We start from the raw sequence: 15,051 nt of genomic DNA on the forward strand, positions 1-15,051 counted from the left end.
ATGCCAGTGGCGCCGATGGTGTCGGTGGCGCCTGTTGTGTCAGGAAATGACGGAGAATCCGCTGAAGACGGCCTCGATGTTCTCGCCGGGGTAGTTGACGTTGGCCGCGCTGGCGACCATCCCGGCGTCACCGGTGGCGGCGGCCGACGGCACCTGGGCGGTGCCGACCTGCGACCAGGTGTCGCCGTCCTTGCTGGCGTACGCGGTGTAGGTGGCGCCGTCCCGGGTCAGCTTGAGATACGCCGGGTGGTAGGTGGAGCCGCCGCCCGCCCAGGTGTCGAGCTTCCCGTCGCCGTCGCTGTCGGTCATGAACTCAAGTCCGTACTGCTGGGTCATGACCAGCACCGCGTAGCCGCCCTTTTCCGGCGCGGTCAGGTCGTTGGCGAGGGCGATGCCTGCCTTGCCGACCGGTGAGGCGCTGTCCTGGGAGACCAACCGGGCCTGCACGGTGGCCTTCTCGCCGGCGGCGTCGTCGCGGTAGATGACCCCCTTCTCGTCCTTCCAGCCGGACAGGTCCTGGCCGCCCGCCCAGATGGCGAACTGGTCGCCGGCCTGGGCGTATTGGGTGTCGCCGGAGGTGGTGTCGGTCGTCAGGTACGGCTTCTGCACGCTGCCCGGGGCGGCTTTTACCTGCGCCGGCACGGTGTCGGAGGCCTTCTGCGACCCGTTGTAGGTGACGGTGCCGGTGAGGTCGTGGTTGCCCCAGCGGGCGTCGCCGGCCGGGGTCACCGTCCAGGTGGTGGTGAGTGTGGCGCCGCTCTTGAGGGACTTCGCGGTGGTCGGGCCGGTCGCCTTGGCGCTCCAGCCGTCAGGCAGCTCCAGTGCCGTCTTGGCGTTCTTGAGGGTCCGGGTGCCCCAGTTGGTCACCTCGGTGGTCACCTCGAACGGTGTACCGGAGTCGGTGGACGGGGCGTCCGGAGTGATCAGGACGGAGGCGGCCGGAGCGTCGTCGCGCTTGAGCGCCTTGATGGCCTTGGCTGCGCCCTTGGCCTTGAGGTTGACGAAGGCCGGGGTGACGCCGAGCGGCGCCGCATACCCCTTGAGGGTCTTGGGGCCGCGGATCACGGTGCCCTGGTTCACGTCGTACCAGGTGCCCGGCGGCAGATGAACGGAGCGGGTGGCGCCGGTGCTCAGCTTGGGCGCGGCCAGTACGGCCGGGCCGAGCATCCACTCGTCGGTGACCGTGTAACTCGCTTCGTCCTTCGGGAAGTCGAAGAACAGCGGCCGCATGATCGGATCGCCGGTCTTCAGGGTGCTCTGTACCTGGTCCCAGATGTAGGGGGCGAGCTTCTCGTGCGTCCTGATCGCCCGCCGGTAGAGGTCGACCGTCTCCTGGTCGTAGTCCACCTTCTGCCCGGTGGTGGTGTCGTTGGTGTCGACTGGGGATGTTGAGGCGTACATCAGCGGCATCAGTGAGGCGGATTGCGCCCACCGCACCAACACGTCCTTCGACGGTGCCGGCTGGCCGCCGGAGCCGCCGATCATGTCGGACTCGACGAACGGGTAGCCGATGGTCGAAATGGCCAGGTTCTGGGTGGCGGAGGCGCGCAGGGAGTCCCAGCCGGTGCCCTTGTCGACCTGGCGGGTGACGAAGCCCGCCTCGTGGGCCGTCTGGTTCCAGTGCACCCGGATGCCGGCACCCTGGAGGTCGAACTCGTCGGCGAGCTGCGTACCGAGCTTCTGGTAGTCCGTGGCCTGGTGGCCTTCGCGCGGCGCGCACTTCTCGTCGAAGAAGCGGGTGTCGAACTTCAGCCCGTCGATGTTGTATGTGTCCATCAGCTTCTTGAGGTTGCCCTCGTACCAGGCCTTGGCGTCGGGGTTCGCCAGGTCGATGATCCCGGCCTGGCCGTTCCACCAGGTCACTTCACACGGCTTGGTCGTGTCCTTGGCGTCCATGAGCAGATAGCCGTGGTCGACCGCGTACCGGTAGTTGTCGGAGTCCAGGTTGATCCACAGAGTGACCCAGATGCCGAAGTCGAACCCCATGTTGTGGATCTTGTCGGACAGGCCCTTGGGATCGGGGAAGGTCTTGGGATCCCAGGTCAGATTGCCGTAGTTCGACTCCCACTTGTCGTCGAGCTGGATGGTGTGCCCGTCCAGACCGTTGTCGTGGAGGTCGGTGGCGTAATCGAGCAGTTTCTCCTGGTCGACCTTGGTGTAGAACTGCGCCCAGGAATTCCACAGTGGCTTGGCGTACTGCTCGTACGGGGCGTCGCTCTTGGCCGGTTTGCCGACGATGCCTATGTAGTCGCGGTAGACCTCGAGCGGGGTCGACTCGATGAACACGGTGGCCTTGTAGGTGTCGGGTGACTCGACGGTGAAGGTGCCGAGGCCGTCCTTGCCTTTGTTGAGCGCCACGTCCATGACGTTCCCGGTGCCGACGTGCAGACCGGTCGACTGGGAGGTGTACCAGAACGGGTCGATCATGTTGTACGACGCCGGGCCGAAGGTCTTGTGGTCGACCTCGCCGGCGTCGAGCGGCCAGGGCTGGTTGACACCGGGACCGCCTTGCGGGGTCTCCGCCTCGCCGTGGCCGTACCAGTGGCCGGCCGAGGACAGGTCGTAGGCGAGGCCCAGCTGCTTCGGTCCGCCGCCGTGGACGTCCCAGTCGAGCTGGTAGCGGTCGGGGCCGGGGGTGATCCGGGCCTGCACGGTGGCGCCGTCGAGCGTGCTGTCGGCGGTGACGGTCAGGACGCCGTTCTTCCATGTCCAGTCCGTGACGCCGGTCGCGTGCTGCCACGTGCCGTCGGCCGCGGTGAAGCGCAGGGCGCCGGTGTCGCCGGAGGCGGTGGCGAGCACGGTCTTCCCGGCGCGGCGCGTGGTCAGGGCCAGTTCGTCGGTGGCCACGTCGAGGGTGTAGCCGGGGGCGTTGGCGGAGGCCGGCACGGAGACCGTGACGGCGTGCGCAGTGCGGACTACCTTCGGCCCGCCGGTGGTGGGGCGGGCGGAGGCCGTTGCCGCGGCGGTGGAGCCGGTGACGGGCGCCATGAGCATGGCGGCGGTCAGCGCGGCAGCGAGCAACAGGCCGCCGGGACTGCTCAGTCGGGCGTGCACTCGTGTCCTCCTGTCGGACAGGACGGTGACTCAGGAGCGGCGGTGCGTGGTGCTGTTGGCGTGCGGAGTGCATGGTCACGAGGAAGCGCGGTGCCGGGCAGGGCTTGCCATCTGTTTGATACTGCGTGCAGATGCAAGATTCCAATTGATTTCGCTCATATTCTTGCGGCAGCTACCACCTGTCAACATGCGGGGCACGTAGCCTCTCGAGTGCCCCGAGGGTTCTCGTGGAGCAGTAGTTGTCCCTGGTGGCGGTCGGTTCCGGGTCCCGCTGAGAGGCCTCAACGGGACCCGGAAACCGCTCGTAACGGACGGGTAAATTCTGCGACCTCCCCGAGATCCCTCCGGGGATGCCCGCTCAGGCCAGGATCACGGAACGGGTCAGATAGCGCGGATTGTCCGGGTCCAGCCCGTGTGCCGAGGCGAGGGTGGCGGCCAGCCGGTGAACCACGACGAGGTCCGCCAGCGGGTCCCGGCCGAGTGCCACCAACTGCCCGCCGGTGTGGGCGATGTCGTCGGCGAGACCGGACGGTAGGGCCGCCGGGTCCCCGAACCACCACGCCACACGGCCGGGTCCGGTGACACTGATCGGGCCGTGCCGGTACTCCATCACCGGATAGGCCTCCGTCCAGGCGCACGCCGCCTCGCGCATCTTCAGCGCCGCCTCCTGGGCGATCCCGTATGCCCAGCCCTGGCCCAGGAAGGTGAACTGCTCGGCCTCGAGGACCCCGGCCGGCAGTGGTTCGTCCAGTGCCGAGTGCCCCTGCTGCGGGAGATGCCCGAGGTCCTCGCCCAAATGCGCCCGCAGGAGCACCAGTTCGGTGCTGGCGAACCGGGTTTGGACGACCGAGGTCTCGTCGGCGAAGTCGAGCGGGACGACGGCGTCCGCCAGCCCCGTCACCGGTGCCTGCGGTACCGCGGTCACCGCGGTCGTGGGGGTGCGCCCGCGCAGCCGGCGCAGCAGCTCCAGCACCTCGGTCGTGGTGCCGGACCGGGTCAGCGCGACCACCCGGTCGTAGGCGCGCCCCGCCGGCAACTCGGAGGCGGGGAAGGCGTCGGTCTCGCCGTGGTCGCCCGACTCCCGCAGCGCCGCGTACGCCTGGGCGATGAACCAGGACGTCCCGCAGCCGACGACGGCCACCCGCTCGCCGGGCCGGGGCAGCGAGGCGGAGGCGGGGCCGTCGGGCTGCCGGGCCAGCGCCACGGCCTGCCGCCAGCAGTCGGGCTGGGTGGCGATCTCGATCTCGGTCTGACTCATCGGGAAGTCTCCGCTCTCGGCCGCACGGCGTGACCGATACGTGATGCGACGGGCCTTGACGCCGTGCGCGTTTCATTGAGCATCATGTCGTTAGATGATTGATAACACCGATAATCGAGCATAAACAAGCAAGCGGGCGCGCAATCAGGCGGGCACGCGCTTGACCAAGCACGCCATGCGTGCGGAGAGGTACTCCGTGAAACGGCACCTCGCGGGCCTCGCCGGGGGACTGGCCCTGGCACTGGCCCTCACCGGATGCGGCAAGGGCAGCTCCTCGGACAGCGGCGGATCCGACGGAAAGACGATCAGGTTCGTCGCGGCGAAGTACGACGACGACACCCAGGCCTACTGGACGGCGCTGATCAAGGACTTCGAAGCCGCGAACCCCGGCTACCGGGTGAATCTCGAAGTCGTCGACTGGGAGCAGATGGACTCCAAGGTCAAGACGTACGTCCAGACCAAGCAGGAACCCGACATCCTCAACTACAACAAGTTCTCCGACTTCGCCCGCGACGGCCTGGTGTACAAGGCGCAGGACGTCGTCTCCCCCGAGGTGCTGAGCGACTTCCTCCCGCTGTTCCGGCAGAAGGCGCAGTACGAGGGAGCCCAGTACGGCCTGCCGTTCATCTCCAGCGCGCGCCTGTTCTTCTACAACAAGGACATCTTCGCCAAGGCGGGCATCGCCCGGCCACCGTCCACCTGGGCCGAGGTCGAGGCCGACGCCAAGAAGATCAAGCAGGCCGGATACATCGGCCTCGGGTTACCCCTGGGGGCCGAGGAGGCCCAGGCCGAGTTCCAGATCTGGGCGATGAACAACGGCGGCGGCTGGACCGACACCTCGGGCAAGTGGGCGATCGACCAGCAGGCCAACGTCGACACACTCACCTATCTGCGCAAACTGACGAAGGACAAGGTCACCCAGCCCAACCCGGAGGCCACCAACCGCAAGGACGTCTTCAACGAGTTCGCCCAAGGCAAGATCGGCATGCTGAACGGGGCGGTCTTCATGCGCAAGGGCTTCATCGACCCGGTCGACGCGAAACTGAACTACGGCGTCGCGGCCCTGCCCAGCAAGGACGGCAGTACACACAAGACGCTCGGTGTGCAGGACTACCTCGTCGCATTCAAGAAGGGTGACGGGTCGAACAAGACGGCGGTGAAGAAGTTCCTCGACTTCTTCTACCAGAAGGAGAACGCCGCCGAGTTCGTCTCCACCGAAGGGTTCCTGTCGGTCACGAAGTCGGCCGGCGAGACACTGAGTTCGGACAGCCGGAACGCCGCCTACTACAAGCCGTTCGTCAACGCCCTCTCCGACGCGGAGTTCGCCCCCACCGACAACCCCGCCTGGGCCGCGGTCGACGGCGCCGTGAAACAGCGCATCGGCACGGCGGTGGCGGGCAGCGACCCGGCGAAGGTCCTGGGCGAGATCCAGAAGACCGCGCAGAAGGGCGACTGACCTCGGTGGCCGTCCACGATGTCACCGTGAGCGCCGCCGGGACCGAACACCCGGCCCCGGCGCCGCCCTCGCCGCGCCGCGGTCGCAGAACATGGCGCGCGCTGGAGCCGCTGCTGTGGCTCGGTCCCGCGACCCTCCTCATCCTGACCATGGTCGTCTGGCCGGTCGTCGAGATGATCCGTACGTCCCTGACGCGGGTGAGCTCCACCGGACAGTCCCAGGGGTTCGCAGGAGTCCGCAACTACACCGACCTGTTCGCCGAGGGCGACCTGCCCGGAGTTCTGCTGCGCACCCTCGTGTGGGTCGTCGGGGTCGTCACCGTCACGATCCTGGTCTCTCTCGGCCTGGCCCAGCTGCTGAACTCCCGGTTCCCCGGGCGCCGGCTGGTGCGGTGGGCGCTGATCGTGCCGTGGGCCTCGTCCGTGCTGATGACGGCGCTGATCTGGCGCTGGATGCTCAACAACTTCTACGGCGTCTTCAACCGGCTGCTCATGGACCTCGGCGTGCTGGACGCGCCGGTCAACTGGCTGGCCGAACCGGGACCTGCCCTGGCCGCCATGATGGGCGTGGCGGTGTTCGTCTCGCTGCCGTTCACCTCGTTCGTCCTGCTGGCCGGTCTGCAGAGCATCCCCGCCGAGGTGTACGAGGCGGCGCGGGTGGACGGCGCCGGTCCGGTCCGCGGCTACCTGGGCATCACCCTGCCGCTGCTGCGGCCCTCGCTGGTGGTCGCCGCGATCATCAACGTCATCAACGTGTTCAACTCGTTCCCCATCATCTGGGCCATGACGCGCGGCGGCCCCGGCTTCGCCACCGACACGACCACCACCTACCTGTACAAACTGGCCTTCGACAACCAGTCGGTGGGGGAGTCGGCCGCCATGGCCGTCGTCAATTTCGGGCTGGTCCTGGCTGTGGTGCTGGTCTATCTGCGCGTCGTCCGTGGACAGGAGGCCACCGAGTGAACAGCCCTCACAAAGCCGCGCCGCGCAGAAGGCGGCCAAGGCCGATGAAGCTGCGCACCGTCCTGCTCACCGCCGTCGGATGGCTGGTGGCGCTGGCGTTTCTCGCGCCCTACGCGGAAATGCTGCTGACGGCGCTCAAACCGACGCCCGAACTGATGAAGTCCCCGCCGTCCTACCTGCCCTCCCGATGGCAGTGGTCGAACTTCACGCACATCTGGTCGCTCACCGACCCGCGCGTCGCGGACGCGCTGGTGTTCTCGCTGTACGTCGCCGGGGCCGCGACGCTGCTCGCCCTGGCCGTCGGGCTGCCCGCCGCGTACTACACCGCCCGGCACCGCTTCCGCGGGCGCGGCGCCTTCCTGCTGCTAGTCCTCGTCACCCAGATGTTCGCGCCGACCGCGCTCCTGGTCGGCATCTACCGGGAGATGGTCAGCCTCGACCTGACCGACACCGCCGAGGGCCTCATCCTGGTGAACGCGGCGTTCAACCTGCCGTTCTGCGTGTGGATCCTCAACGCGTACTTCGCGAGCATTCCGCGGGAACTGGAGGAGGCTGCCTGGCTCGACGGCACCGGGCGGTTCGGCGCCCTCACCCGTGTCGTCCTGCCGCTTGCGATGCCCGGGGTGGTGACCGCGCTCGTCTACACCTTCATCGGCGCGTGGAACGAGTACGTGGTGGCGCTCACCATCACCTCCTCCAGCAACCGGATGACCCTGACCAGGGCGATTCCCGGCTTCGTCACCTCGTACCACGAGCAGTGGCAGTACCTGTTCGCCACGTCGCTCGTCGCGATCGTGCCCGTGGTGGTGCTGTTCGTCTTCGTGGAGCGCTACCTCGTCGCCGGCCTGACGGCGGGCGGCGTCCGGGGATGAGGCGGGGACGCGCGTCGCGCCCGGGGCGGGCAGGGGTGGGGTGGGGGGGTGTCAGGCGCGGATGACCTCCACACCGGCCGCCGCGAACGACTCGGTCAGCTCGTCCGAGGCGGCCTTGTCGGTCACCAGGACGTCGATGTCCTCCAGCGGGCAGATGCGGGCGAAGGCCCGCCGGTCCAGCTTGGAGGAGTCGGCGACCGCGACTACCTGCTGCGCGCGGCGGGCCAGCGCCCGGTTGATGCTGGCCTCGCCCTCGTGGTGGGCGGTCGCCCCGTGGGCCACATCGATGGCGTCCACCCCGATGAAGACCTGGTCCAGGGCGATCTCCGCGAGCAGTTCGGTGGCCAGCGGCCCGATCAGCTCGTAGGACGCCGGCCGGGCCACCCCGCCGGTCACCACGAGCTTGACGTGGCGCCGTACGACCAGTTCGTTGGCGATGTTCAGGGCGTTGGTCACCACGGTGACCGCCGTCTCCGCGCCGCCGGAACTCAGGTCGGCACGGGTGGCCAGGGCCCGCGCCACCTCGGTGGTGGTGGTGCCGCCGTTCAGCCCCACCACGGCGCCGGCCTTCACCAGCCCGGCGGCCGCGTGCGCGATCCGCTCCTTCTCCGGAGCGTTGCGCGCGGCCTTGTAGCGCAGGGGCAGGTCGTAGGCGATCGCGTTGATCACGGCTCCGCCGTGCGTGCGGGTGACCATCTGCTGGCGGGCCAGCTCGTCGAGGTCGCGCCTGATCGTCGCGGCGGAGACCCCCAACTCCGCGGCGGCCGACTCGACTTCGATCCGCCCGTCGCGCGTCAGCATCTCCAGCAGCGCGCTCCACCGGACCTGCGGTGCCGCCATGTCTCACAACTCCCTGTCGGTGGTGTGCGCCACGATGTGCGCACCACCATGAAACCACAGCGCTTGATTGGGTGTTTTATGGTCGCCAAACGAGCAAAACCCTGCACGTTCCGCACGTCGTTGTTGCCGCTGTCGCGATCCTCGCACGCCGCGATCGGAGGTCGTCGGTGCCGCTGACTCCCACCGTCGACGTGGTGAGCTCCGCGTGGCGCGACAGACGGGGCGTCGGCGCGTTCAACGTGATCAGCCTGGGGCACGCCGAGGCCGTGGTCGCCGGGACGGAAGCCGCGGGCTGCCCGGTCATCTGCCAGATCAGCGAGAACGCCGTGCGGTTCCACGGCAGCCGGCTCGCCCCGATCGCCCGCGCCACCGCCGCGCTCGCCGAGGCGGCCACGGTATCTGTGGCGCTGCACCTTGAGGGGCCCTGCGCTTCTCGGACAGCGGTGTTGAGGGTTCTGCCTATGCCGCTTCCTGCAACTCCTCGTCCTCGGCGTGGACTTCTGCGGGAGTCTTGTAGCCGAGTCCGGAGTGGAGGCGCTTTCGATTGTAGAACATCTCGATGTAGCGGACGATAGCCCGGTGGGCGTGTGCGCGTGTTGGGAACGTAGTTCGGTGCACGAGTTCGTTTTTGAGGGCACCGAAAAATGATTCAGCCATCGCATTGTCCCAGCAGGCACCGGTGCGACCGACCGACGCTCTCAGGCCCAACGAACTGAGCTTGGAACGAAGTTCCCGAGACGTGTACGCCGTCGGTCTGTGCGCGATCGGCGGCAACGCTGACGCGTTGAGCGCCCCCAGCCGGCTCAGCGGCCATCGCCCCCGGCACCGTCACGAAGGAAAGCAGCGTGACCAGCACGGCCCCGCCCGCCGCGCACACAGCGCTGGTGGCTCTGGACATGTTTCCCCCCGAGAAACCGTCTCTCCCCCGGCCCCGCACCGAGGGCACTCAGAGATGCAAACGTACTTGCCCCGGGTCAATCAGCCCGTCGGCGTACAACTCGTCCGCGAGATCAGTCGTCCGCGCATGAACAAGCAGCGCGCACGTTATCCGGACACGTCGGACGCAGTCCTCTACTGAGAGTAGAGGACTGCGGTAGAGTCGAGATATGGCAACAGATGAGACGAGCATCAAGGTGAGCGCGGCTGCGCGTGACCGGCTGGCCGTGCTGGCGGCCGAGCATGGAAAGACCATCCGCAGCCTGGTCGAGGAGCTCGCACAGGGCACCCCGACTCAGGCCGAGTACGCCGAGCGGGCCGAGCTGGCCCGAGCAGAGCTTGCCTCTGCTCTGGGCAGCGTGCCCAGCCCGGAGGCCGAGGCGAAGGCCAGGGCCCTACTGGAGCGCCTGGGCGCGGCGCAGCATGGTTCGCAGGCGGCCGCGTAGTGGGGGCAATCGCGGTTGTCCTGGACCACACGGCCGCTGCGGCGTTGTACGACCCGAAGGATCCGTTCAACGAGGCGGTCGCGGCGTTCTACGTGCAGGCGTCCGGGGGGCTGGGAACGTTGTATGCGCCGGTGCTGTCGCTGACAGCCGGCGACGCCGAGCGGCCCGGGCTGCTGAGCTATATCAAGGGGCTGCGCTTCATCCGGATCGAGGCGTTCGACACCGACGCCGCGGTCACCGCCACCGAACTGCTGCGCTTCGGGCACTCCTGGGCCGCCGTACACGCCATCCACGCCGCCAGACCATCCGCCGCCTTTCCCACCGGGCGCTTCCTGCTCACCCTGACGCCGAAGGCGTACGCGGGCACCGGAGTCCAGGCCGTCCACCCCGGACAGTAGCCGCCTTCCCGACGGAGGGATTGAAGTTGCCCTTGCGCCTGCCGAAAACCTCATCCGCGCTGGCGGGAGGCGGTGTGTGGGATGCGCGGGGGCTCGGGCGCTCTTTAAGGGTCGCCATGCTCATCGTCACCCGCGAGGGTGACCGACGATGCAAACTCCCGCCGCACCAGCGTGCGCTCGTCGGCCTGGTGTACCTGCGCCGGCACGACACACTCGCCCAGCTCGCCGTCGGCTTCGGTTTCTCGGTGGGCACCGCCCACGCCTGCACGGCAGCCGTCGTTGAGGGGCCCTGCGCTTCTCGGACAGCGGTGTTGAGGGTTCTGCCTATGCCGCTGCCTGCAACTCCTCGTACTCGGCGTGGACTTCTGCGGGAGTCTTGTAGCCGAGTCCGGAGTCAAACCCTCCTGACGGCATGGATCGCCAAGGAGAACCTGCGTAACCTCCTCGCCCTGGCCCGCACCGGTGCCGACCGGCACCAGATCGGCCACGCACGCTGGAAGCTCCTCGCCTGGTGCGCGGATTCCGACCTCCCCGAGGTGCGACAACTCGCCGCCACCGTCGACCGATGGTGGCCGGAGATCGAAGCGTTCATCGACACCGGGTACAGCAACGCCAAGAGCGAGGGCATCAACCGAGTGATCAAGCTCGTCGCCCGCAACGCGTTCGGCTTCCGCAACGCCGACGATCAACGACTACGGACACGCTGCGTGACCACCCGCCGAGCCCGCGGATACCTCCGCACCGCTCAACTTTGAAGACCCCATTTTGTGCAATATCCCCCGAGTTCGCCGCGGCCCTCAGTTCCTCGGCGCGCGGTCTGATCAGGCAGTTCGCCGCCCTCGGCCCGCGCGTTCACGTGCAGATCATGATGCTTCCTCAGAAATCCCGAAGGGCCATCATTATCCGTACGGACCATTTGTCCCCGCCTGTAAGGCCGACCTGCGGCAACGGGAGAGGGAAGCCAGGACGAACCCATGGGTTGTTGCACAGTTGAGAGCCGCCCGTCCCGACCTGGTGCGACATGCCGCTTTTGGCGTAATGGGCTCTTCAGGCTGGTCGGCCACGTCACTCTGTGCGGGTTGATCACGGTCGTGTCAGGAGCCCGTGTGCACCGATGAGTGGGTCTTCGAGTGGATCTGCCGTGACCGCCGGGTGGACCCGAGCGTGTCGGGGCGGGCGTCGGCTCTGCGGTGCAAGGTGAGCCGGGCCAGCTCCAAGCCCCCGAGGCCGAACACCGTGCCGCCCCGTGAGCGGCCCCTCGGAACGTCCATCCAGCAGGCGAAATCGGCTCTGGTGGAGTGAAGGAGGTGGCCATGGCGGACAGCGAGCGGTGGCCTGACAAGGCCATGGTGGACCGGTCTGAAGGGTTCGGTGAGCGGCTGCTGGGGGTGCTGCTGGACCGGGCGCACGAGATGCCGCCGCAGCTGATCGCCCCGCTGGTCGCGGAAGAGGTGGCCAGGGTCGGCGGCCGCGACGTCTCGATCCTCCTGCAGGACTACGGCCAGCGGGTGCTGGTGCCGCTGCCGGGTAGGCGGCTGACCGTCGGCGAGCCCGAGCCGATCGGTGACTCCCACGCCGGCACGGCCTTCCTGTCCGCGACGTCTATGGAGGTGCCACAGGCCGACGGTGTCCGGATGTACCTGCCGTTGCTGGACGGCAGCGACCAGGTGGGAGTGATGGCCCTCACCCTGGACACCGTCGATGATGACGACCGGCGACTGCTGCGCAGGCTCGCCGGCCTGGTCGCCGACACGCTGGTCACCAAGAACAGTTACACCGACCGGTTCTTCCAGGCCCGGCGCCGCGAGCCGATGAGCGTGGCCGCGGAGATCCAGTGGTCCCTGCTGCCCCCGCTGGCCATGTCCGTCCCGCAGGTCGAGGTGGCCGGAATCCTCGAGCCCGCCTACAAGGTCGCCGGCGACAGCTTCGACTACGCCCTCAATGACGACATCCTGCATCTGGCAGTGATCGACGCGATGGGCCACGGCCTGGACGCCGCCACCATGGCGACCGTCGCTATCGGCGCCTACCGGCACGCTAGACGCGCCGACATCGGACTGGCTGAGATCTACGCGTTCATGGACCAGGCCATCGCCGGGCAGTTCGGGCCCGAGCACTTCGTCACCGCGCAGATGATGCGCCTGGATATCGCAACGGGCCATCTGCAATGGGTCAACGCGGGCCATCCCGCACCGCTGCTGATCCGTAACCACGAGGTCGTCCAGCAACTGGAGAGCCCGACCACCCTGCCGGTCGGCTTCGGCGGTGAACAGCCCCGGATCAGCGAGCAGACCCTCCAATGCGGCGACCGGGTGCTGTGCTTCACCGACGGCCTCATCGAGGAGCACGAAGCCGGCGAAGAGCAGTTCGGCGAGGAACAACTCGTCCACTGGATCAACCGCATCGAGCACACAGAGAATCGAGTGCGTGCGGTGGTGCGCGCCCTCTCCCACGCCCTGATGGAGGAACGGGGCGGCACGACCACCGACGACGCGACCCTCTTCCTGATGGAGTGGCGCGGGGGCGCCGCCGATCACCTCGCCGCACTGGGCTGAGTCGAAAGCCGCACCGCGATTGCGGAGCCCACGACACGGGGCCCGGCGCGACGAAGGCGATGCAGGAGATCTACAACGCCGAGGACCGCGCTCACGCCGACAAGGCGATCGAGGCGTTCAAGAAGACCTACGGCGCGAAGTTCCCCAAAGCCGTCGCGAAGATCACCGACGACCGGAAGGAGCTGCCGGCCTTCTTCGACTTCCCGGCCGAGCACTGGATCAACCTGCGGACCACGAACCCGATCGAGTCGACGTTCTCCACGGTCAAGCTCCGCACCAAGGTCACCCGCGGTGCCGGCAGCCCGGCCGCAGCTCTCGCGATGGTGTTCAAGCTCGTCGAGACCGCCCAGGCCCGCTGGCGCGCGATCACCGGCGCCCACCTCGTCGCCCTGGTCCGCGCTGGCGCCCGCTTCGACAACGGCGTCCTGGCCGAGCGGCGGGAGGACGCTGCTGCCTGATCAGACCTCACGCGATTCATTCAGACCGTGATCGCAAGCTTGCCCTGCACACCGCCGGCAGCCAGCACCTCGTGCGCCTCGGGCAACCTCTCCAGCGGGAACACCTGCTGCAAGTGCACCCGAAGCCTCCCCGCCTCAACCAGCTCGGTCAGTGCCTCCAGGCCGGCCGGGTCCGGTTCCACGCCGACCGCCGCGAAGCGCACGCCGGACTGCTCCGCGAGCTTGGGCAGGGTGGTGCTGAGCCGCTCCACCGCCGTCACCAGCACGCCGCCCTGCCGCAGCACGCCGAAGGAACGCTCGGCGTTCCCACCGCCCAGAGTCTCCAGCACCACGTCCACCGGCGCCTCCCGGAGCACCTCGGTGTAGTCCAGGGTCCGGTAGTCGACCAGCTGGTCCGCACCCAACCCGCGCAGGAAGTCGTGCTTGGACGCGCTCGCCGTGCCGATCACCTCTGCGCCGAGGTGCTTGGCCAGCTGCACCGCGACGTGTCCGAGCCCGCCGCCCGCACCGTGGATCAGTACCCGTTGCCCCGGCCGCAGCTGCGCGATCTCCACCAGCGCATGCCAGGCGGTCAGGCCGACCAGCGGCAGCGCCGCAGCCTCCTCATGGCTGATCCCTGCCGGCTTGCGAGCCAACTGCCGTGCGGGGGCGACCAGATACTCGGCGTTCGCACCGGCCGCGGCCGGGAAGTACGGCATCCCGTAGACCTCGTCGCCGACCTGGAACCGGTGCACACCCGGATCGACCTGCTCTACCACCCCGCAGACGTCCCATCCCAGGACGAAAGGCGGCTCGCCCAGCAACGGGAAGGTGCCGGAGCGGACGAACAGTTCCACGGGGTTGACGCTCGTCGCCCTGACCCGGACCAGCACCTGCGTCGGTCCAGGTGCCGGCTTGGGCGCGTCGTCGACGAGCTCCAGCACTTCGGGGCCGCCGAAGGACTTCTGGGTGATCGCGCGCATTGTCATGCACGGCGTTGTCACGTTGTTGGGTGCGTGACTGTCTGATGGTGCGTCGGGGTGTGGTGGGTCTGCGGTCCGGGCCTGTGTTCAGGCCGTGGCGGGCAGGCTGGCAGTGCCGGTGATCTGGTCCCAGATGGCGAGCGGATGGTCATCTCGGCTCGGTGGTCGAAGGCTGTCATCAGGTGGCGGTGGGGTCGGAAGTGGGGTGAGATGCCGCTGAACGCGGACAGGAACCGCTGGGCTCCACCGGTACTGCGGAAGCCCTTCATCGCGCGTTCACGCTGCCTGGTGGGCTGGTGGCTGTTCTCGGCCCGGTTGTTCAGTCCCTTGTGCGAGCGGTGCTCGACGGAGGGCATGACCTCACGGTGGGCCGCGCCGTAGGAACGCAGCTTGTCCGTGACGACCACCCGCGGCACCGCACGCGTCCTCTTCATCAGACGGCGGAAGAAGCGCCGGGCCGCGGCCTTGTCCCGCCGATTCTGCACGAGGATGTCCAGCACCATTCCGTCCTGGTCGACGGCCCGCCACAGGTACTTCAGCTCCCCGTTGATCCTGACGAACACCTCGTCCAGATGCCATTTATCCCCGGGCCGGGGACGGCGGCGGCGCAGTCCGTTCACGTAGGCCTGGCCGAACGTGGCGCACCAGCGGCGGATCGTTTCGTAGGAGACGATGACGCCGCGCTGGAGCATCAGCTCCTCGACCTCGCGGAAGCTGAGCGGAAAGCGGAAGTACAGCCACACACAGTGCGAGATCACCTCGACCGGGTACCGGTGCCCCCTGTACGACGGCGACGCACACCCCACAGACAACCCCCTCCAACATGACCAACCAGAAGATCATCCCACCCGGTC

At 68.2% G+C, this 15,051-nt stretch carries 13 protein-coding genes and 4 pseudogenes; 11 read left to right on the forward strand and 6 right to left on the reverse strand.

Annotated elements, in window-relative coordinates; genetic code table 11:
- Window positions 1-39: 39 nt before the first annotated feature.
- Both OG819_RS54615 and OG819_RS54620 read right to left on the reverse strand, forming a co-directional pair.
- Complete coding sequence (locus tag OG819_RS54615; protein WP_266657470.1) at window positions 40-2,994, reverse strand: TIM-barrel domain-containing protein; 2,955 nt, start codon at window positions 2,992-2,994, stop codon at window positions 40-42.
- A 418-nt stretch (window positions 2,995-3,412) separates the two neighbouring features.
- The gene (locus OG819_RS54620; RefSeq protein ID WP_266657379.1) at window positions 3,413-4,312 is read right to left on the reverse strand and encodes a sugar isomerase; all 900 of its coding nucleotides are present in this window, start codon (window positions 4,310-4,312) and stop codon (window positions 3,413-3,415) included.
- A gap of 160 nt (window positions 4,313-4,472) precedes the next feature.
- On the opposite strand from OG819_RS54620, the gene OG819_RS54625 reads away from it, so the two are divergent.
- The 3 genes from OG819_RS54625 to OG819_RS54635 are packed head-to-tail and all read left to right on the forward strand — an operon-like array spanning window position 4,473 to window position 7,602.
- The gene (locus OG819_RS54625; protein ID WP_266657381.1) at window positions 4,473-5,768 is read left to right on the forward strand and encodes an extracellular solute-binding protein; all 1,296 of its coding nucleotides are present in this window, start codon (window positions 4,473-4,475) and stop codon (window positions 5,766-5,768) included.
- 26 nt (window positions 5,769-5,794) lie between these two features.
- Window positions 5,795-6,730 carry a carbohydrate ABC transporter permease gene (locus tag OG819_RS54630; protein ID WP_266635557.1) on the forward strand — a complete coding sequence of 312 codons (936 nt, stop codon included), beginning with the start codon at window positions 5,795-5,797 and terminating at the stop codon, window positions 6,728-6,730.
- A gap of 44 nt (window positions 6,731-6,774) precedes the next feature.
- Window positions 6,775-7,602 (forward strand): carbohydrate ABC transporter permease, encoded by an 828-nt coding sequence (locus OG819_RS54635; RefSeq protein ID WP_079174515.1) that lies wholly within the window; start codon window positions 6,775-6,777, stop codon window positions 7,600-7,602.
- A gap of 51 nt (window positions 7,603-7,653) precedes the next feature.
- On the opposite strand, the gene OG819_RS54640 is transcribed toward OG819_RS54635, so the two are convergent.
- Entirely contained in the window at window positions 7,654-8,442 is a 789-nt protein-coding gene (locus OG819_RS54640; protein ID WP_266635552.1) for a DeoR/GlpR family DNA-binding transcription regulator, read from the reverse strand.
- A 194-nt stretch (window positions 8,443-8,636) separates the two neighbouring features.
- On the opposite strand from OG819_RS54640, the gene OG819_RS58990 reads away from it, so the two are divergent.
- Window positions 8,637-9,017 carry a class II fructose-bisphosphate aldolase gene (locus tag OG819_RS58990; protein ID WP_323139488.1) on the forward strand — a complete coding sequence of 127 codons (381 nt, stop codon included), beginning with the start codon at window positions 8,637-8,639 and terminating at the stop codon, window positions 9,015-9,017.
- On the opposite strand, the pseudogene OG819_RS54650 reads toward OG819_RS58990, so the two are convergent.
- Window positions 8,902-9,147, reverse strand: a pseudogene (locus OG819_RS54650) (integrase core domain-containing protein); the annotation flags it as partial. The gene OG819_RS58990 and the pseudogene OG819_RS54650 sit on opposite strands and share 116 nt — an antisense overlap.
- Window positions 9,148-9,548: 401 nt before the next feature.
- On the opposite strand from OG819_RS54650, the gene OG819_RS54655 reads away from it, so the two are divergent.
- The 7 genes and pseudogenes from OG819_RS54655 to OG819_RS54685 all read left to right on the forward strand — a co-directional run.
- Window positions 9,549-9,824, forward strand: a complete 276-nt coding sequence (locus tag OG819_RS54655) for a hypothetical protein (RefSeq protein ID WP_266635550.1) — start codon at window positions 9,549-9,551, stop codon at window positions 9,822-9,824.
- Window positions 9,824-10,222, forward strand: coding sequence for a hypothetical protein (locus tag OG819_RS54660; protein WP_266657382.1), 399 nt, complete (start codon window positions 9,824-9,826; stop codon window positions 10,220-10,222). The genes OG819_RS54655 and OG819_RS54660 overlap by 1 nt, the downstream gene beginning before the upstream one ends.
- A 116-nt stretch (window positions 10,223-10,338) precedes the next feature.
- Window positions 10,339-10,491: pseudogene (locus OG819_RS54665) on the forward strand (transposase family protein); the annotation flags it as partial.
- A gap of 57 nt (window positions 10,492-10,548) precedes the next feature.
- The gene (locus OG819_RS54670; RefSeq protein ID WP_266657472.1) at window positions 10,549-10,977 is read left to right on the forward strand and encodes a transposase; all 429 of its coding nucleotides are present in this window, start codon (window positions 10,549-10,551) and stop codon (window positions 10,975-10,977) included.
- 349 nt (window positions 10,978-11,326) lie between these two features.
- Window positions 11,327-11,524: a hypothetical protein gene (locus OG819_RS54675; protein WP_266657384.1), complete on the forward strand. Its 198-nt coding sequence runs from the start codon at window positions 11,327-11,329 to the stop codon at window positions 11,522-11,524.
- Window positions 11,525-11,535: 11 nt separating this feature from the next.
- The gene (locus OG819_RS54680; RefSeq protein WP_266657386.1) at window positions 11,536-12,777 is read left to right on the forward strand and encodes a PP2C family protein-serine/threonine phosphatase; all 1,242 of its coding nucleotides are present in this window, start codon (window positions 11,536-11,538) and stop codon (window positions 12,775-12,777) included.
- Window positions 12,778-12,818: 41 nt separating this feature from the next.
- A pseudogene (locus OG819_RS54685) lies at window positions 12,819-13,235 on the forward strand (transposase); the annotation flags it as partial.
- A gap of 20 nt (window positions 13,236-13,255) precedes the next feature.
- Here the strand turns inward: OG819_RS54685 and OG819_RS54690 are convergent.
- Together OG819_RS54690 and OG819_RS54695 are read right to left on the reverse strand one after the other, a co-directional pair.
- Window positions 13,256-14,197: an NADP-dependent oxidoreductase gene (locus OG819_RS54690; protein ID WP_266635545.1), complete on the reverse strand. Its 942-nt coding sequence runs from the start codon at window positions 14,195-14,197 to the stop codon at window positions 13,256-13,258.
- A 158-nt stretch (window positions 14,198-14,355) separates the two neighbouring features.
- A pseudogene (locus tag OG819_RS54695) lies at window positions 14,356-15,009 on the reverse strand (IS6 family transposase); the annotation flags it as partial.
- Window positions 15,010-15,051: the final 42 nt, after the last annotated feature.

The sequence above is a fragment of the Streptomyces sp. NBC_01549 genome (assembly GCF_026339955.1).
Lineage (GTDB): Bacteria > Actinomycetota > Actinomycetes > Streptomycetales > Streptomycetaceae > Streptomyces.

Bases quoted from the DNA above. Each gene is read 5' to 3' on its own strand.
- OG819_RS54620 (WP_266657379.1), bottom strand. From the start codon at position 4,312: ATGAGTCAGACCGAGATCGAGATCGCCACCCAGCCCGACTGCTGGCGG.
- OG819_RS54680 (WP_266657386.1), top strand. From the start codon at position 11,536: ATGGCGGACAGCGAGCGGTGGCCTGACAAGGCCATGGTGGACCGGTCT.
- OG819_RS54635 (WP_079174515.1), top strand. From the start codon at position 6,775: ATGAAGCTGCGCACCGTCCTGCTCACCGCCGTCGGATGGCTGGTGGCG.
- OG819_RS54690 (WP_266635545.1), bottom strand. From the start codon at position 14,197: ATGCGCGCGATCACCCAGAAGTCCTTCGGCGGCCCCGAAGTGCTGGAG.
- OG819_RS54640 (WP_266635552.1), bottom strand. From the start codon at position 8,442: ATGGCGGCACCGCAGGTCCGGTGGAGCGCGCTGCTGGAGATGCTGACG.
- OG819_RS54655 (WP_266635550.1), top strand. From the start codon at position 9,549: ATGGCAACAGATGAGACGAGCATCAAGGTGAGCGCGGCTGCGCGTGAC.
- OG819_RS54670 (WP_266657472.1), top strand. From the start codon at position 10,549: ATGCCGCTGCCTGCAACTCCTCGTACTCGGCGTGGACTTCTGCGGGAG.
- OG819_RS54615 (WP_266657470.1), bottom strand. From the start codon at position 2,994: ATGCTCATGGCGCCCGTCACCGGCTCCACCGCCGCGGCAACGGCCTCC.